General features: G+C 47.1%; 13 protein-coding genes. 8 read left to right on the top strand and 5 right to left on the bottom strand.

Features of this window, described 5'->3' with window-relative positions:
* Positions 1-145: 145 nt before the first annotated feature.
* A complete protein-coding gene (locus K1X61_03335; protein ID MBX7107661.1) occupies positions 146-1,021 on the bottom strand; it encodes an rRNA pseudouridine synthase in 876 nt (291 codons plus the stop codon).
* 199 nt (positions 1,022-1,220) lie between these two features.
* Positions 1,221-4,442: a hypothetical protein gene (locus K1X61_03330; GenBank protein MBX7107660.1), complete on the bottom strand. Its 3,222-nt coding sequence runs from the start codon at positions 4,440-4,442 to the stop codon at positions 1,221-1,223.
* Between the two features lie 255 nt (positions 4,443-4,697).
* On the opposite strand from K1X61_03330, the gene K1X61_03325 reads away from it, so the two are divergent.
* Complete coding sequence (locus K1X61_03325) at positions 4,698-5,453, top strand: TIGR00730 family Rossman fold protein (GenBank protein MBX7107659.1); 756 nt, start codon at positions 4,698-4,700, stop codon at positions 5,451-5,453.
* Between the two features lie 153 nt (positions 5,454-5,606).
* Positions 5,607-7,130, top strand: a complete 1,524-nt coding sequence (gene purH / locus K1X61_03320) for a bifunctional phosphoribosylaminoimidazolecarboxamide formyltransferase/IMP cyclohydrolase (protein ID MBX7107658.1) — start codon at positions 5,607-5,609, stop codon at positions 7,128-7,130.
* Positions 7,131-8,143: 1,013 nt separating this feature from the next.
* Here the strand turns inward: purH and K1X61_03315 are convergent.
* Positions 8,144-8,740 (bottom strand): hypothetical protein, encoded by a 597-nt coding sequence (locus K1X61_03315; GenBank protein MBX7107657.1) that lies wholly within the window; start codon positions 8,738-8,740, stop codon positions 8,144-8,146.
* A 158-nt stretch (positions 8,741-8,898) separates the two neighbouring features.
* Complete coding sequence (locus K1X61_03310; protein MBX7107656.1) at positions 8,899-10,245, bottom strand: OmpA family protein; 1,347 nt, start codon at positions 10,243-10,245, stop codon at positions 8,899-8,901.
* Between the two features lie 409 nt (positions 10,246-10,654).
* On the opposite strand from K1X61_03310, the gene K1X61_03305 reads away from it, so the two are divergent.
* The 6 genes from K1X61_03305 (at position 10,655) to K1X61_03280 (ending at position 16,969) form a co-directional block, all read left to right on the top strand.
* The gene (locus tag K1X61_03305; GenBank protein ID MBX7107655.1) at positions 10,655-11,677 is read left to right on the top strand and encodes a rod shape-determining protein; all 1,023 of its coding nucleotides are present in this window, start codon (positions 10,655-10,657) and stop codon (positions 11,675-11,677) included.
* 73 nt (positions 11,678-11,750) lie between these two features.
* Positions 11,751-12,584, top strand: coding sequence for a rod shape-determining protein MreC (mreC, locus tag K1X61_03300; protein MBX7107654.1), 834 nt, complete (start codon positions 11,751-11,753; stop codon positions 12,582-12,584).
* A complete protein-coding gene (gene mreD, locus K1X61_03295; protein MBX7107653.1) occupies positions 12,574-13,098 on the top strand; it encodes a rod shape-determining protein MreD in 525 nt (174 codons plus the stop codon). Before mreC ends, mreD begins: the two co-directional genes overlap by 11 nt.
* Positions 13,099-13,432: 334 nt before the next feature.
* Positions 13,433-15,253, top strand: coding sequence for a penicillin-binding protein 2 (gene mrdA, locus K1X61_03290; GenBank protein ID MBX7107652.1), 1,821 nt, complete (start codon positions 13,433-13,435; stop codon positions 15,251-15,253).
* Positions 15,253-16,518, top strand: coding sequence for a rod shape-determining protein RodA (gene rodA, locus K1X61_03285; protein ID MBX7107651.1), 1,266 nt, complete (start codon positions 15,253-15,255; stop codon positions 16,516-16,518). Before mrdA ends, rodA begins: the two co-directional genes overlap by 1 nt.
* Positions 16,519-16,663: 145 nt before the next feature.
* Positions 16,664-16,969, top strand: coding sequence for a DUF4286 family protein (locus tag K1X61_03280; GenBank protein ID MBX7107650.1), 306 nt, complete (start codon positions 16,664-16,666; stop codon positions 16,967-16,969).
* 62 nt (positions 16,970-17,031) lie between these two features.
* On the opposite strand, the gene K1X61_03275 is transcribed toward K1X61_03280, so the two are convergent.
* Positions 17,032-19,560, bottom strand: a complete 2,529-nt coding sequence (locus K1X61_03275; GenBank protein ID MBX7107649.1) for a bifunctional UDP-N-acetylmuramoyl-tripeptide:D-alanyl-D-alanine ligase/alanine racemase — start codon at positions 19,558-19,560, stop codon at positions 17,032-17,034.
* Positions 19,561-19,699: the final 139 nt, after the last annotated feature.

Below are 19,699 nucleotides of genomic sequence, written 5' to 3'. Positions count from 1 at the left end.
AGTATGTCCAGCAACAAAGGAAACCCCATTCATTATTGCCACACAATAATATTGAACTGCAAAAAAGCATCCGTATCATAATTTGCTCATGTGTAGTATAGATCTAAAAACATTTTCGGGAATACCCTACTGCCGCGAATGCATGTTACCCCAAATGCTTCAACGTAATCACTTCCCGCTCCGTGAGTTCCCTCCATTCGCCGCGCGGCAGATTTTTTTTGGTCAACCCTGCATATAATACGCGGTCAAGTTTAATTACAGTATATCCCAGGTGTTCGAATATCCGGCGAACAATCCTGTTTTTGCCGATATGCAGTTCGATACCTACTACGTTCTTTTCCTTGTCATTGGCATAGGCAATCTCATCCACGATGGCAAGACCGTCTTCCAGCACAATGCCTTTGGCAATCTTTTCCATATCGTCGAGTTCCAGCTTTTTATTCAGCGTTACTTCATACACTTTCTGCACTTTTTTGCTGGGATGCGTGAGCCGTTGCGCGAGGTCACCGTCATTGGTAAATAACAGCAGGCCGGTGGTATTCCGGTCGAGCCGTCCTACCGGGAACAACCGTTCGGTGGAGGCTTCACTGATCAGTTCCATCACGGTCTTTCTGCCGCGATCATCTTCGGTTGTGGTAATATGAAATTTGGGTTTGTTCAGCAGGATGTACACCTTTTTTCCATAGGTGACTTTTTCTCCTTTATACTTTACGCTGTCATTTTTTTGTACGCGGTAACCTGGTTCTTTGATGACTTTATTATTCACCGTTACCAGGCCTTCTGCAATAAACTCTTCGCATTTTCTCCTCGCCGCAATGCCGGCATTCGATAAATATTTGTTGAGCTGCACTCCCTTATCCTCAGCGTTCGCTGCCGCTGCCGGCTGCACGTTTACCGGTGCAACCGGTCTTGGCAGCAATGGTTTTCTACGGTAGGTCGGCCGCTGCCGTTTACCGCCGCCGAAATCAGGTTTGGCGGATGTGTGATGCGGCCTTGAAGCGTTTTCTCTTTTTCTGTTCATTGTATCAAAAGTAAGCGGAATGCAGCAGATACACGGAAAATAATGGCGGCGCATATAAATGCGGAGCCTCTTAATTTATCGTGTTGTATAGCATCATTGTTTTCGTGCTTTTAATTGCGGCAAAATTGTTTGCCTGTTTCAACCAATTGCAATCATCTCAAAGCAATGCCTGTACACCAAAACGGGCATCTATCCTCCATCATTTCAAACTCCTTACCGGATCGACCACCGGTAAATTCAGCCGCATCACTTCAGCGTTAAATGCCGTCACCTGTTTCATGAAAATGTTATCAAGCCGCTTCAGATAGCTGTCGCTGCGCGCTATCAATACATTGGCTACTTCAAACTGTTGCATCGGCGGACGACTGTCGGCAGCACGGATAAAGTCCTGCAAGGCGCACATCCGTTCCAGCATCTGCATCGGAAATCGCAGCACATCTTCTCCTGCAATCGCTTTAACCTGTATAAGTGTATCTTCAATTTCTTCCAGTGAATCCAGCAATGGTTTTGCAACAGCTTTCAGACTTTTGATTTTTGTGGTGTCCCTGAAACTGTTCGTAAATGCATTTACCTGGTCACGCACCGACCTGATTTTGATGATACCGGTGGCGATCGCGTTCATCTCTTTATTAACCTGCATCATCAGGTCAAACTGCGCCTGCAGATCTGCCTGCGTTGCATTTACTTTCGGATTCAATACGATGGAAAACTTTCTTTGCATCAGCATTGTATCACCCTGCATCAGTTTCACGCTGTAGTTTCCGGGCATTGCTTTTGGTCCGGCCAGCGCATCGTTGTACCACCAATCTTCATCAAAAAGCCGGGTATGCGGATAATTCATATCCCACACAAAACGATTCATGCCTGAATCTGCAGTCAGTATTTCCGGATCCTTTTGCGGGCCTTTGTAAAACTTTTCATCGCCCTTCAGCTTATTCCCATGCTTGTCGTGCTTATTTGAGAAAGCGATGATGCTGTCTCCTGCAGCATTGTAAAACACCAGCCTGATTTCTCCTTTCGGCCGTTGCCTGAAATAGTAGTTTACGATCACGCCGTTGGGAGCATTGGTTCCTTCCTGTAAGTAAATGGCTGCTGCTTTCTCCTCTGTAATTTGATTTCCATCCATGCGAATGGCAACGCGCGGCTGATACAACCATTGCTGCGCATCAGCAATGGAATCATTGATCTGATAGAGCGGCGTTACATCATCGAGCACCCAGAAGCCGCGACCATGTGTTGCAATCACCAGCTCCTGCAAATCCTTTTTCACCTGCAGATCATGCACCGGCGTAACCGGTAAATTCATCTGAAGCGACTGCCAGTGATCACCATTGTCGAAAGAAACGGAGACGCCCGTTTCTGTTCCCGCATATAAAAGCCCTTTCCTGTTCGGATCTTCCCGTACACAGCGTGTGTAAACATTTTCTTTCAGTCCGCCGGTGATCAGCGTCCATGTTTTACCGTAATCTGTTGTCCGGAAGATGTAAGGATGAACATCATTCAGCCGGTAACGATGTGCAGCGATGTAACAGGTTGCAGCATCAAAGTGCGATGGTTCAATGATACTGACGGTTGTCCATTCCGGCAGATTTGCCGGTGTGACGTTATTCCAGCTTGCGCCATTGTCGGTGCTCACATGCACAAGCCCGTCGTCGCTGCCCGCCCAGAGCAATCCCTGTTTAACTGGTGATTCCGCGAAAGCGAAGATATCGCCGAACACTTCAGCGCCGGTATTATCCGGTGTGATAGGGCCTCCGCTCTGTTGTTGTTTCGTTACATCATTCCTTGTAAGATCAGGACTGATTGTTTCCCAGCTCATGCCACCGTTGATTGAACGATGTACCATTTGTGAAGTACAATACAACAGCTTTGGATCCCATGGTGAAAATGAAATGGGAAACGTCCAGTGAAAGCGGTATTTATTCACGCCTGAACCGTATCCGTCATTTATTTCAGGATACACGGAGACATATTTGTATTGCTCATTTTTTTTGTCGTGCATGGAAAGTATGCCATCATATTCGCCGCCATACGAAACCGAAGGATCCATTGGATCAGGCACGATGTAGCCGGCTTCACCGCCTGCCGGAACATACCAGTCTTTGGCACCAATAGACGAACCATACGATCTTGTTGCAATGCGCACGGAGCCCCAGTCCTGCTGTCCGCCATAGGCGTGATACGGAAAATCATTGTCGAGATTGACGTGATAAAACTGGCAGGTAGGAATATCTTCATCGGTCCAGGTTCTGCCACCATTAAAAGTCACTGCCACACTTCCATCATCAGCAAGAATGAAATTTTCCGGGTTATCAGGGTTGATCCACATAGCATGGTTGTCGCCATGTTCCTGTTCCATTTTAGAAAAGCTCATGCCGCCGTCAATAGATTTCCATAGTTCCACATTGCAGACATACACCACATCCTTGTTTTTCGGATCACAGAAGATTTCGCTGAAGTACCAGGGCCGCTGGGTAAGATCATTTTTCGCGGAAGCGGTATCCCACGTTGCACCACCGTTATCACTCCGGAATAACCTGCTGTGTTCACTCTCCACCATGGCATACACGCGTTGCGGATTGCTGGCCGAAACGGCAATGCATATTTTGCCAATCAAACCTTTAGGCATGCCCGGATTTTTTGATAACAAGGTCCACGTGTCGCCACCATCCGTTGTTTTATACAATCCGCAGCCGGGCCCGCCGCTGCTGAGTTTCCACGGCATGCGATGTGCCTGCCACAGCGAAGCATAAATTATGCTTGGATTGGAGGGATCAAAATCAATATCTATCGCTCCGGTGCTGTCATCCTTTGCAAGGATTTGCTGCCATGATTTACCGCCATCTTTTGTCCGGTACACACCACGTTCTTTATTCGCGCCATATATTTTTCCCATAACAGCGGCATACGCCACCTCCGGATTTTTTGGATGAATAATAATCTGTCCGATGGCAGATGCATCCAGCGTGAGTTGGTGCTTCCATGTTTTTCCTGCATCTGTCGATTTGTAAATGCCATCCCCCATGATGGCAGTATTCCTGATGGCTGCTTCTCCCATGCCGGCATAGATAACATTCGGATCCGAAGGAGCTACGGCAATGGCACCTACAGAAGAAGAATGAAATGCAGTATCTGAAACGGCGAACCAGGAAATACCACCATCTATTGTTTTCCAGACGCCACCACCTGTTGCCCCGAAATAGTAGGTAAGAGGATCGCCGGTAACACCGGTGGCAGTTAGAGACCGGCCACCCTGGTAGGGACCGATGTTGCGCCATTTCATTCCTGAATAAAGTTGTGGCGCGTAACCGGCCGCATCGTTGTCAACAGTGGTTTTTTTGCGGGCTGTTTTCTGGGAGAAGCAGGCAGATGCAATGAGCAGGAATACGATGACCCTGGCGGTCAGCAGGAGGCTTTTCATTGGTGAAAAAAATTAATGGGTGAAAGCGAAAGATAGTTTGTTCCTTCACCAAAACGGCATGCGTTATTTTTTGTCATCCATCTCCGGAACGTTAATATTCATTTTAACGGATGTAAGAAAGGCCCTGCAGCGGTTGCTTGTGCTGCACTCCGGCAGTTGCTGCTGACCACGTACATGTCAGGATTGTGATAATGCAAGTATATATTTACACGGGCAGTTGCCTGGAATTGTTTATTACGATAAAATCACCATGTCATGTATGATGAGACGAAGCAGTTAAAGCCGCCGGTTAATGGTACGGAACGAAAATTCCTGGAAGGCCCGCAGTCGCGGCGCAAAGAATTTACCTTCGTGTGGAATGTAGCCAGGCAATTTATCAAAGGCTTCAGGGAACTGCATTTTGTTGGCCCTTGTGTCACTGTTTTTGGCTCTGCGCGGTTTGAGGAGGATCATGAATATTATAAACTGGCAAGAAGAGTAGGCGCCTCCTTAGCCGACCTTGGTTTTACTGTGATGACAGGCGGTGGCCCGGGAATTATGGAAGCCGCCAATCGCGGAGCGAAAGATGCCGGCGGCACCTCGATTGGTTGTAACATACGGCTGCCGCAGGAACAGCAACCTAATCCTTATCTCGACAAGCAGATCACTTTAGATCATTTTTTTGTGAGAAAGGTGTTACTGCTCAAATACTCCTATGCCTTTATCGTTATGCCCGGCGGATTTGGCACCCTGGATGAACTGTTCGAAACTATTACACTGATTCAAACCAGGAAGATTCAGAATTTCCCCGTGGTGCTGATGGGAACGGAATACTGGCGCGACCTGACAGAGCTGATGGAAAAAATGTTGAGCCGGAGTACCATCAGCGAGGATGACACCAAGCTTATCCTCGTGACGGATGATGTGAGCGAAGCGATGGAACACCTGCGCAAGTATGCCATTGAAACTTTCAGGTTACAACACCGGATGGATGTGAAGCCGGTGAAAATTTTCGGAGAAAAAAAACCGTAGCAAAGCAACCAGGTATCGGTCTTTGGCAACCGCATGCAGATCACACCGCGACATTGTTGCTGAGGCAGCGATCATGCGCAGGGCTTTTGGCCACCGCTTGCTGCGGACCCGTTCACTGCTTATTTTTCACTTTCTTTGCGGAAATTTTTTTTAATGAGTGAAGTGAAAATTCATACGGCATTGCTGTCCGTTTACAATAAAGAAGGATTGGAACCCATTGTGAAAAAACTGCATGAACTCGGCGTGCAGCTGATCTCCACGGGCGGCACAGAATCATACATCAGGGCGCTGGAGATTCCGGTCGTGTCTGTTGACAGCTTAACCGGTTTTCCGGAAATGCTTGGTGGCAGGGTGAAGACGCTGCATCCGAAAATTTTCGGCGGCATACTCGGCAGGCGGTCGCTGGCAGCAGACCGGCAACAGATGAGCGATCATAGTATTCCCGAAATTGATCTTGTTATTGTTGACCTGTATCCGTTTGAAGAAACACTATCGGCCACCACCGATGCATCACAAATTATTGAGAAGATAGACATCGGCGGTATCTCACTCATCCGTGCCGCAGCAAAGAATTTCAATGATGTGCTGATCTGCGCTTCGCGTAATGATTATGCTGACCTGCTGCAGCTTTTACAATCTGCACAGGGTATCACAACGATTGCAGATCGCCGCAGATTTGCCGCAAGGGCGTTTAATATGAGTTCTCATTACGATACTGCCATCTTCAACTATTTCAACAGCGACGGGGCGGTTAAGGTGTTTAAGCAGAGTGTGCTGCAGCATAAGGCGCTGCGCTATGGTGAAAATCCGCATCAGCAGGGCACCTATTATGGTAACCTCGCCGATTTGCTGGAGCAACTGAACGGCAAAGAAATCTCCTACAATAACCTCGTGGATATAGATGCAGCAATCGGCCTGATAGCTGAATTTGAAGGGCCTGCCTGCGCCGTGATCAAACATACCAGTGCCTGTGGCGTGGCGGAAGCAACAGATTTGGCGGAGGCATGGCAGAAAGCGCTGGCAGGAGATCCTGTCTCCGCATTTGGAGGAATCATCGGAATGAACCGCCACATCACGAAGGCGGTAGCTGAAAAGATCAACGAGATATTTTTTGAAGTGATCATTGCACCCGGCTATGACCAGGATGCTTTGCATATCCTGAAGCAGAAAAAAAACCGGATCATTATTGTGCAGAAAAAAGTAATCAGCGGAAACAGCACCTTCAAGAGCATATTGAATGGTGTGATTGAACAAAATAAGGACAAGGCGCTGGCAACACCGGACACTTTGAAAACAGTGACGAAAGTTTCACCGACAGCTGCGCAGATTGCTGATTTATTATTTGGCGAAAAATGTGTCAAACACTTAAAATCGAATACGATTGTACTGGCAAAAAACAGTCAACTGGTGGGAATGGGCTGCGGACAAACGTCACGTATTGATGCGCTGAACCAGGCGATACACAAAGCGAAAGAATTTGGTTTTGATGTTAAAGGAACGGCTATGATTTCCGATGCATTTTTCCCTTTCAGCGATTGCGTGGAGATTGCCAGCCGGGAAGGCATTGCCGCGATTCTTCAGCCGGGCGGATCGGTGCGCGACAAAGATTCTATTGACAAGTGCGATGAATATGGAATACCGATGGTGTTTTCAGGCTTGCGGCATTTCAGGCATTAGTGTAGTTTATTCAAAAACTTGTTGCACAAGTGCTCAATCCTCAAGGTTCAATGCTTGGTGCAATCTGTGTTGACTATTGAATATTCATTATTGGATATTGAAAAATTCTGAAAAATGAACACTCAATATTCAACACTCAATATTCAACTCTCAATAATTAACACTCAATAATCAATCATCAATGTTAATCTTTGCCCAAAGACGGCGTCCTCGCCGAACTCATTGTAAGCAACATTCATCTTTTAACTCAAATGATTGACAAGGAATTCAACTACTGGCAGCAAATGAATATTGAATATTGAATATTCATTATTGGATATTGAAAAATTCTAAAAAATCAACACTCAATATTCAACACTCAATAATCAATCATCAATGTTAGTCTTTGCCCAGGGTCGGCGTCCTCGCCGAACTCATTGCAAGCAACATTCAACTTTTAACTCAAATGGTTGAAAAGGAATTCAACTACTGGCAGCAAATGAATATTGAATATTGAATATTCATTATTGGATATTGAAAAATTCTGAAAAATCAACACTCAATATTCAACATTCAATATTCAACACTCAATAATCAACACTCAATAATCAACACTCAATAGTCAATCTTCAATATTAGTCTTTGCCCAAAGTCGGCGTCCTCGCCGAACTCATTGCAAGCAACATTCATCTTTTAACTCAAATGGTTAAGAAGGAATTCAACTACTGGCAGCAAATGAATGTTGAATATTGAATATTCAATATTGGATATTGAAAAATTCTGAAAAATCAACACTCAATATTCAACACTCAATACTCAACACTCAATACTCAACACTCAATATTCAACACTCAATATTCCACACTCAATATTCCACACTCAATATTCAACACTCAATATCCAACACCCAATATCCAACACCCAATATTCAATATCCAATTTTGGCACTTGCCCAAGATCGGCGTCTTCTGCCTCTGAAAGGTGAAAACACCAGCCTAAGACAAAGGGCATCAAGTGAGTTATATCCGGTTGTCTCATTGCACAATCACAGCGTGCACCAGGTTCCATGTTTCCCAGGTGCTGTCTGAGGCAAGTATCTCTTTCCTGATAAGTCCATAGCCGGCAGCGGAATAAAAGCGCACTGTTTTGCCTTGATATAATTCCGACATGGCATCGGTCCGCTGATAAACAGCAGCATACTTTTTATGAAATACCATGAGCGTATCGAAAACCCGGCAATAACCTGTGTCAATACAGGCAGCCGTTGAAAATATGGTGTCGGCAGGAGCATTCACCCTGGCCATCAGCAAATCCCTTCCCACTTTCGCGGTAGCAACATAATTGACTGCATAATAATAGCTGGCTGAATAAGTATAATAGGCTTCTGTATAGTTTACTGCTACCTGCTGATCTTTACAATTTTCAAAAATGGTATCAGGCATGTATGCAAAGGCAGTAACAACTACGCTGTCGCGTTCTCCGGTTGCAGCGTTTTCATAGATCCAGTAAGTGCCCGGTTTGAAAATGCCGGTTGCCTCCACTGCTTTATCAGCATACAACAGTATCGGATCTGTTTTGCAATTGCTGCAACCAATGGCAGACAGAAATAAGGAAAACGTGATGATGACCATCAGTCCCGTGCTAAGCCGATCAGTAAATTGTTTTATAGTTTTATGCAGATAGTATGAATTGCCTGGTTATGAAAAAACAGCAGATGATTCACAAGATGTTTCAAAGCTGACGACGCGAAGCACTTCACCGTTCGGGGGTTCAATAGGCTTCGCTGTATTCATTCTTCCACCAAAATAATCTCCACCCTCCGGTTCATGGCACGGCCGCGTTCATTCGTATTGTCGGCAATCGGATTTTCGAAATTATAACCGGCAATTTCAATTTTCGCCGGTCGAACACCATTAGCGACCAAAAAACTCATCACCGCATTGGCGCGGCTCTCGGAGAGGCGCTGATTGTATTTTTTTGAACCCTGGTTGTCGGTGTAGCCATACAGCTCACATTTAAAACGATCATGTTCTTTCAGGTAACTGGTCAGGTTCTTCAGCTCATCTTTGGAGGAGTCGGGGATAGTGTAAGAGGCCGTCTCGAAATTGATATTGGTGACATTAAAACGTTCGTATGCCGCCTGTTCCTTTAACAGGGAATCTTCAGTGGCTTTCGATACAAGTGTTTTCAGTCCGAAAATGCTGTCGAAATTCATCGTAGTGCTGAGGTCGCGGTATTCTTTGAATTTTGCCTGACCCGGATCTCTGCGGCTGGTGAAGGATCCTTTTTCGAGAAATACGCCGGAATCGTACTGCGGATCGCCCACATCGCCGATGGCAATCTTCATATGGTATTTTTTAAAAGGCACGACATAAGCAGAAGCAGTCAGCACTACCGTCATGCCATCATATTGCACCGAATTGACAAGGTTCTGATTGAGTTTCTTCAGTTTCTTTTTATTGATCTCATAAGTGTCGCTGAGTGTGTAATTGGGCTTTTTATTTTTCTTCTGCCCGGGAAGGTTTTTCTTCAATTCTACTTTTTTGAAATAGTCGTTGTCGATGTAATAGCCTTCATTGTCTTTGTCGTTGATGGTATTGATGGTGACAGGCAGAATGGTTTTCGGAATCACCGCCAGGTTTTTATTATTGAGCTTTTCACCATCAATGATAAAACCAAACACATCATTGTAACGCGATCCGACGTATTCGGGATATTCTTCCGATCCGAAAGCGTAAGAGAATGAGATGTGATTGTTGAACGGAATAAAATCGAATTCGAGAATACTTACATCATAGGTAACGCTTCTGCAAATCTTATTGAGGTCACGGTCGCCTTTGGGGCGTTTCTTCACCTTCGGATCCATGAAGTTCGTAGTGATATACGGTGAATTATTCGGGCCATTGGCATTGAATACACTGCCGGTCGACAGCAGAATGCCTTCTTCAATACCAACCGCATTCGTCTCATTGCTGAAATAGGCAATGCCCACCTTGGGACCGGTAAATGAGATGTTGGCCGCACGTATGCCTTGTCCAAGCAGGAAGCTGTCAACAAGTTGTTTTGCGGAAAATGTCGTGTCGCATTTTATCTGTGCATGAACCGTCTTACCCGTGCCAATAGCAAGGGAGAACAATAAGCATAAGTAGCAAAAGCGTGGAAAATAGCGGCGCTGCATTAGTCGGGCTCTCTTTAATATTGAGGGCAAATTTACGTAAACGCAAAGGAAGCATCCTGTATTTTGAAAGCCGCAACCGAATTAGCATTTATGGGGCGGCAATTGTTCAGCATGGTTTTTATCACCTGCCAGGCGAAGAGTGGCCGCCGGTGAAATGGCGCGACTGATATTTATTTACGGATGAAAAAATGAAAGCAGGTAACATGCTATGTTCCGTCAATTCACTCCTGTCACTAAAAGGAAAGACTTCCTGCCTGCAAGTTCCGGCACAACATCACACAGCAATAAAATTCCCGCCATTATTCATTTCTTTTTTTGAACTTTGCACGCAATTTTTGAAAAGCGCCCTTTACAGGGAAAAGACACGATGAAATTATTCAATTTCCTGACGCAGGAGATAGCGATCGACCTTGGTACAGCCAATACTGTCATTATACACAACGATAAGGTGGTAGTGGATGAGCCATCCATCGTTGCCATCAACCGAACTACCAATAAAGTAGTGGCTGTGGGGAAGAAAGCCATGCAGATGCATGAGAAGACGCATGATAACCTCAAAACCATTCGCCCGCTTAAAGATGGCGTAATCGCAGACTTTAATGCCGCGGAAACCATGATCCGCGAGATGATAAAGATGATCAACCCCAAAGGTTTTTTGTTTACACCAACTTGGCGTATGGTCATTTGCATACCTTCCAGCATTACGGAAGTGGAGAAGCGAGCGGTGCGTGATTCTGCGGAGCAGGCAGGTGCAAGGGAAGTGTACCTCATCCATGAACCTATGGCAGCAGCACTCGGTATCGGTATTGATGTGGAAGAGCCGGTCGGGCACATGATCATTGACATCGGCGGCGGCACAACAGGTATTTCTGTCATTGCCCTGGCCGGTATCGTATGCGATCAGTCGATACGTATTGCCGGTGATGAATTTACCGCCGATATCATGGATTATATCCGCCGGCAGCACAATATGCTCGTTGGGGAAAGAACGGCAGAAGCGATTAAGATAAATGTAGGGGCCGCTATTGTTGACCTTGACGATCCGCCTGAAGATTTTGCGGTGCATGGCCGTGACCTGATGACCGGTATTCCCAAACAGATAACAGTCAACTACCAGGAAATAGCGCATGCGCTCGACAAATCCATCTCTAAGATTGAAGAGGCGGTACTGAAGGCATTGGAAACCACACCGCCTGAACTGGCATCGGATATTCACCGCTCGGGCCTTCACCTCACCGGCGGCGGTGCCTTATTGCGCGGTTTGGATAAGCGGCTCTCTTTAAAGACAAAACTGCCGGTTAGCGTGGCAGACGATCCGCTGCGCGCAGTAGTAAGAGGAACTGGCATTGCATTAAAGAATATTTACCGTTTCCCATTCCTGATGACCTGAGATCATCGGGCGTCATTCCGGATGAAGTAAGGAATCAATACCTGCTATCGAATGATTTTTTACCATATACGGCATGCGTAACCTGTTTTCCTTCATTTACCACTACCGTGCCTTCTTCCTCTTCCTTTTGCTTGAAGCGATTGCTGTGGCATTGATGATACGCAATAATGGATATCAGCGTGCTGCTGTACTGAACATCAGCGATGAAGTGGTGGGCAGATCTTATGCAGTTTATACAGAGGTGACCGGCTACCTGATGCTGGGTGAACACAATAAAGAACTCGCTATGGAGAATGCCCGCCTGCGTTCCAATCAGGCCGCCTCCTTCTACACGGATTCCGCCACCTTGCAGTTCAGAAGAGATACTGCCGGCCGGCAGGTATATTCCTACATCCCCGCCGAAGTCATTCAGATCTCCACCAACCGTATCAATAATTACATCATCATCAACAAAGGCCGCGACCAGGGCATTACGCCCCGTATGGCCGTTATCAGCCCATCCGGTGTTGTGGGTATTGTAAAAAATGTATCAGAACACTACGCCAGTCTTTACTCTTTGCTTCATTCGCAGGTAACGGTAAGCGCCCGTGTGCGCAGGGAAGGCAGTCGCGGCACCATCAAATGGGACGGTGCCAGCCCCTATTTTGTCAACCTCGAAGAGATTGCCCGGCAGGAACAATTACACAATGGCGATACCATCTTCACCAGTGGTGTGTCGCGCATTTTTCCGGATGGTATACCCATCGGAACCATTGAGCGCTTCGCTTTAAAAGAACCTGGTAACTTCTATGATATCCGTGTACGGCTCACTGCTGATTTCAAGAAACTCGATTATGTGTATGTGGTGAATAACCTCATGGGCGCAGAGATCGATTCGCTGAACAACAAAACAGAAGATGTTAAGTAGCATTACCGGTTATATTATCCGCTTCGCGCTGCTGGCCTTTGCACAGGTGATGATACTGAATAATGTGCACCTGCATGGCTTGTTCAATCCATACATCTATCCGCTGTTCATACTGCTGCTGCCCATCGAAATGCCGGCCCTGCTGGTGCTTATCACAGGATTTGCTGCAGGACTGGTGATTGACCTCTATTCCAACTCACTCGGTATGCATGCCGCCGCTACTACCGTGGTGGCTTTTCTGCGGCCCTACATGATCAACCTGTTACGGCCGGCTGCAGGCTATCAGCCGGAAGACAAACCGACTATTGCTTCCATGGGTTTCTTATGGTTCATCGTGTATGCCGCCGTGCTGGTCTTCATGCATCACCTCGTTTTTTTCATGCTCGAGACACTGAGCTTCAGCCAGTTCTTATTCGTGTTATCTAAAATTGCCGTGAGCACCGTCGTGTCACTGGCGCTGATGATCACTTTGCAATATCTTTTTTACAAGCGGAGGAAACGGGCAGCACTATAACATCCTTCCGGTTATCTACGGCTTCCCGTTTTACATTTTTTCACCCGGAATTGTAATGCTGAACAAGTTGGCAATCGCTCAACATTCCTCTGACGCCGCAGCAGTATCATTGGTGATAAAAACTTTGTGCTGACGGGCAAAGGAAGAACATGATCATACCATTCATTCATCAGGGTGAACCGGTAGTCGTCACAAGTGTCAGGTGTACATTCATGCAAGGCAATATTTTATCTGCATATCTTTTTATCGCAACGGTTGAGAATGATTTGCCGAAATGTAATTTTGCAGGCTTGTTTCCAAAACAGTATTTATCCGTCAGCGCCACGGAGTCACCATGACCGATTTATTTCAGCAACGCAGGTTTACGATTCAGTATGCCATGGTGATCATTGTTGTCATCTTCATCGCCAGGCTTTTTTACCTGCAGATTGTAAACAAAGAATATAAGCAGCTGGCGAATGCCAATGTACTGCGGCAGGTGACGGTGTTTCCGGCGCGCGGACTGGTGTTTGACCGTAAAGGAAAGCTCATCATTGACAACCAGAAAGAGTATGACCTGTGGGTGATACCAGGACAGGTGAAGGAGATGGATACGCTGGGGTTCTGCGACCTCCTGGGCATTTCCGACACCGCCTTCCGCGAAACATTGCGGAAAGCAAGCCAGTATTCCAGGTATAAGCCTTCGCTGTTTGTTAAAGGAATATCCGTTGAGAAATATGCGACGGTGCAGGAAGAGTTGTACCTGTTTCCCGGATTCTACGGACAGGTTCGCACCGTACGCGCTTACCCCTTTCATTCTGCAGCACACACACTCGGTTATATCAGTGAGGTTACCCCCAAACAGATTGAACAGTCGAATGGATATTACCGGCAGGGCGATTATGTGGGAACCGGCGGCATCGAACAATTTTATGAAAAGGTATTGCGCGGCGAGAAAGGAACGCGATTCGTGCTGGTGGATGTACACAACAGGGAGCAGGGAAGTTTTAATGAAGGCAAATTTGATACGGCAGCCATTCCGGGATTTAATATGATCAGCTCGCTGGATATCACGCTGCAGACCTATGGGGAACAACTGATGAAAGGAAAGGTGGGCAGTATTGTCGCCATTGAACCGGCTACCGGTGAAGTGCTGGCCATGGTCAGCAGCCCAAGCTATGACCCGTCGCTACTCACCGGGCAGGATCGCGGAAAAAATTTCCGCAAGCTGCTCATCGACAGCCTTAACCCGCTTTTCAATCGTCCGATCAAGGCGTCTTATCCACCGGGTTCTACCTATAAACCCACACTTGCGTTGATCGGACTGCAGGAAGGTTCCATCCATGAATTCAGCACATACAATTGTCCGGGTGCATATTATGTAGGAAGCCTGCGGGTGGGTTGTCATCATTCCGGTTTTGTTCCCGGTGTGTCCAATGCTATTCAGCATTCGTGTAACAGTTATTTCTGCAATTACTTCCGCCGGACGATAGACCATGACACCACCAAAAATGTGGCAGAAGGATTGGATAACTGGAAAGCGGCACTCGCAACATTTGGCATTGGTGTAAAAACCGGCATTGATCTGCCGAATGAAGGTTATGGATTTGTGCCGGGTTCGACCTATTACAACAAAATTTATGGTGAAGGCAGATGGAATTCCGTGGGTGTGGTTTCTCTTGGCATCGGACAGGGCGAACTGGGTGAAACACCTTTGCAGATGGTGAATGTGATCGCTGCCATTGCCAACAGGGGATTCTGGTACAATCCTCACCTGGTGAAAAAGGTGGTTGATGATGATTCAACGCTCAGCAAAACGATCATTCGGCATAAGGTGCCGGTGGATCCAAAGTATTTTGACCTGGTGATACAGGGCATGGAGCTGGTAGTGGAAGCCGGCACCGGTACCGTGGCGCAGATTCCGGGTGTTACAATGGCGGGAAAAACAGGTACAGCGGAAAACCCACATGGGAAAGACCATTCGCTTTTTGTTTGCTTTGCGCCGGTGGATCATCCTGCCATTGCCATAGCAGTGATTGTTGAAAATGCAGGCTTCGGCGCTACCTACGGAGCACCTATCGCCAGCCTGATGGTTGAAAAATACCTGCATGACACCATCTCAACATCCAGGAAATATCTTGAGGAAAGAATGATTCAAACCAGCCTTCATCCATAATGTATCAGCAGGAACGACCGGTAAACAAAGGCATCGACTGGTTCATGATCAGCCTCTACATGGCATTAATCCTGATCGGATGGCTGTCCATCTTCGCAGCTACCTATGATGAAATGCAACCCAGCATTTTTGATATCGACCGTGCCTATGGGCGTCAGTTTCTCTGGATCTGCGGCGCGGCTTTGCTTGCCGGCGCCGTGCTGCTTACAGACAGTAAATTCTATCCTGCCTTTGCCTACGTGATTTATGGAACCGTGATGCTGCTGGTGTTGGCTGTATTTGTAGTGGGCAGCACCGTGAAGGGTGATAAAAACTGGATTGATATCGGCAGTTTTCAGTTGCAGCCTTCCGAGTTTGCCAAGTTCGCCACCAACCTCGCACTGGCAAAATACCTGAGCGGCATGAACATCAACATGAAGCTGATGCGTACCCGCATCACTGCCATCCTTCTCTTTGCATTTCCTGCAGCGCTTATCCTGCTGCAGGGCGACATGGGTTCGTCCATTGTGTATGTGGCATTTTTCCTGGTGCTTTTTCGTTTCGGCTTGCCCGGTTCTTACCTCGCCATCGGATTGTATGTGATTATGCTGTCGGTATTGTCGCTTGTGATTGATAAATACCTGCTCATGCTATTGCTGTTGTTAACGGGCGCTGTGCTGTTTTTCTTCTCGCGCCGCAACCGGCAACTGCTTTTTACAATGATAGCGGCATTTGTGCTCTCATCAGGTTATGTGCTCACCACAGATTTTGTTTTCAATAACCTGCTCGAGCCCCATCAGCAGCAACGTGTAAGCGTTTTGTTAGGCAAAGAAGTTAAAGTTAAGGATGCAGACTATAATGTCCGTCAGTCGAAAATTGCCATCGGCTCCGGCGGCCTTTGGGGCAAGGGATTCCTGAAAGGAACACTGACGAAATATAATTTTGTGCCGGAACAAAGCACCGATTTTATCTTCTGCACGATAGGCGAGGAGTACGGTTTCCTGGGAAGCAGCCTTGTGTTGCTGCTTTTCCTGACATTGCTGTTGCGGATACTGCATGTAGCACAACGGCAGCGTTCCAGGTTCTCGATGATCTATGCTTATGGTGTGGCGGCTATTCTCTTTTTCCACCTGCTCATCAACGTCGGCATGACGATAGGCTTAATGCCGGTGATAGGCATCCCATTGCCTTTCATAAGTTATGGAGGCTCGTCATTGTGGTCATTCACTATCTTGCTCTTCATTTTGGTAAAGTTGGATGGAGATAGGTTGGCTGTGTTGCGATGAGTTGATGTGTCTCCAGCTTACGATACAAAGTTACCACTGACTAGCTTGTATATTTGTTGCTGTAATCTTATATACAACCAGGAATCAACAATTCACTACTCAGTACTAAGGACTACCGACTAACGACTTTCACCAACCACTCACCATGCTCCTCTACAACGTAACCATCAAGATTGCAAAAGAAGTGGAAACCGAATGGCTGCAATGGATGAAAAGCAGTCATGTGCCGGATGTCATCCATACGGGGCAATTTGCTGGATCGCGCATCAGCCGGTTAATGGATCAGCCTGATGAGGAAGATCCCACCTATGTTATTCAATACGAATGTGAAAGCATCGAAACATTCAACTACTATATTGATACCTATGCTGCTGCCCTGCGGGAAGAATTCGCGCAACGATATAAGGATAAGTTTGTGGCTTTCCGGACGCTTATGGAAGTAGTGGGATAAGACTCACCGGTTTTCATCTTTCCGCAGCCATCGTCAGGATAGTATGAAAAATATGCGCACACTTATTCCTGGTAATAGACGCGCTTCACCCTCCTGGAAATAGTGCTCAGCACTTCGTAAGGAATAGTTTTTCCCCATTGTGCAAGCTGTTGCACCGGCAGTGCTTCGCCAAATACGATCACTTCATCGCCCTCTTCCGCTTCCGGTATGCCGCTTATATCCAGCATGGTCATGTCCATATTGATATTGCCGATCACCGGTGCCAGCTTGCCGCGTACGAGCATCTTGCCTTCACCGCGGCTCAGGCTTCTGTCGAGGCCATCAGCATAACCAATGCCGACGGTGGCAATCGTCATCTCGCCGGCAGCGATACCCATTCTGCCATATCCAACCGTTTCGCCGGTGCAGATCTTTTTTATCTGTGAAATGGTTGTCTTCAGCGTGCTCACATTCTTCAGCTGCTGCTGCACTTTTTCTGTAGCATCAATTCCATACAGTCCGATCCCTAACCGCACCATCTCAAACTGAGCATCGGGAAACCTGGAGATGCCTGCCGAGTTCAGCACATGCCGCCACACGGGGTAACGGAGCTGACGGATGATGGATTCACTCATCATACTGAACCGGTGAATCTGCATGCGTGAATAGTCATCGAGCGAAGGATCTTCACTGCCAGCCAGGTGCGTGAAAACTGTTTTGACACGCAGCTGCGTACCGTCAGACAGCAGCCTGTACACCTCATCGAGGTCATTTGCATGCAGGCCAAGCCGGTTCAGTCCGGTCTCAAGTTCAAGGTGCACGGGATAACCATCCTTCACTTTTTCCGGCACCAGGGAAACGGCATGAATAAACTGTTTTAACAACCTGATGCTGTATAGTTCTGGCTCCAGCTGATACTGAATGATTGCATCAAAGCTTTTCTGCTCCGGGTTCATTACCATCACAGGCATCGTGATGCCGGCCTTCCGCAATTCAACGCCTTCATCGGCATAAGCAACGGCGAGGTAATCGGATTTATGAAACTGCAGCGCATTGGCCACTTCAAAGCTGCCGCTGCCGTAGGAAAATGCTTTCACCATCACCATAATTTTCGTTTCCGGCTTCAGCAATCCCTGGAATACGGAGAGGTTATGCAGCAGTGCATTCAGGTCGATTTCCAGGATGGTCTCATGAGCCTTTTGTTCGAGCCGCTTGCCGATCCGTTCAAATGCAAAAGGACGCGCGCCCTTGAGCAGGATCGTCTCATCGGCAAACTGATCACCTGAAAACACATGAAGAAAATCTTCTGTGGAAGGATAGAAGGAAGCGGTGAGCCGCGGGTTGCCTGTGAAGAGTGCCTGCTGTCTCGAGATATTTTCGCCGATGCCGATCAGGCGGTCGACTCCTTTCGATGAAACCAGCTGGCTCACATCGCGGTAAAGTTTTTCGTCTGCCACACCGCTTTCCAGGATATCGGAAAGTATCAGCGTCTTTTTCTCATGCTGTTTTTGCTGATCGAGGAAATCGAGTGCGATGGCCAGTGAATTCAGATCAGAGTTATAGCTGTCGTTGATCAGTGAACAGTTGTTGATGGCATCATTCATCTCCAGCCGCATTGCCACGCGGTTGAGGTCGAGCATCCGGTGGGCAGTGATGGCAGGCGCCACGCCGAGATAATGCATCAGCATCCAGCAATGAATGGCATTTTCAATGGAGGCGTCATCCATAAACGGAATGGAAAAGGAGAACTGCTCTCCTTTTTCTTCCAGCACCAGGTGGGTGAGGCCGCTGTTTTTCACGATACTCTTCACCTGCACATCGGCATCGAGGTTGTTCTTTGACCATGAAAATGTTTTCAGTCCTTCAAAATCAGGATCTGCTTTTTTCATCTGCGCCTTGGCCGTCATCAGGCATTCATTGATGTCGAGATAGTCGCGGCAAAAAATGATGATATCGGCATGAATGAAGAGTTTGAGCTTCTCATTGATCTTCTGCCGTATGTTCAGGAATCCTTCACCGTGTGCTTTCCCGATATTAGTGAAGATGCCGATGGTGGGCTGAATGATCTTCTGCAGGTTCTGCATTTCATCCGGTTGTGAAATGCCGGCTTCGAAGATGGCGAGCTGATGCATCTCATTCATTTGCCATACCGACAGCGGCACACCAATCTGTGAATTGTAGCTTTTCGGGCTGCGGATGATGTTATAGTCAGGCTGCATCAGCTGGTAGAGCCATTCTTTCACAATGGTTTTTCCGTTACTGCCGGTGACACCAATCACGGGTATGGCAAACCTGCTCCGGTGGTTCGCGGCCAGCAGTTGCAGTGCCTGCACCGTATCCTTTACCTTGATAATATTTGCTTCGTCAAACGCGCCTTCTTCCGGCACGTCGCTCACAATAAAATTGCGGACACCTTTCTGATAAAGCTCTGCGATGTAATGATGACCGTCTCTGCGTACGCCTTTCAGCGCAAAAAAAACAGCATGCGTGGAATAGCTGACCTTCCGGCTGTCCAGCACAATATGTTCAACATTGTTATCAGCTGCTTTCTGTATGAGCTTCCCTTTTACAATTTTCGCCAGTTGTTCCGGCGAGTAGCCTTTCATCTCCATTTAATTGATATCAACAATGTAGCGGCAAAAATAGGACAAAAAAGACAGCGGACTCATGCTGATGTAAGTTCCGTGACACATCAATTTTCCAGCCACGATTTTGCAAGCGACCAAAGTTGTTTCCCGTCTAATCAGCAAT

It is taken from the genome of Chitinophagales bacterium, from assembly GCA_019694975.1.
In the GTDB taxonomy this organism is placed as follows: Bacteria; Bacteroidota; Bacteroidia; order Chitinophagales; family UBA10324; genus JACCZZ01.
Note: the sequence above shows the minus strand (reverse complement) of the source record. Positions and strands in the feature narration are given on the sequence as shown.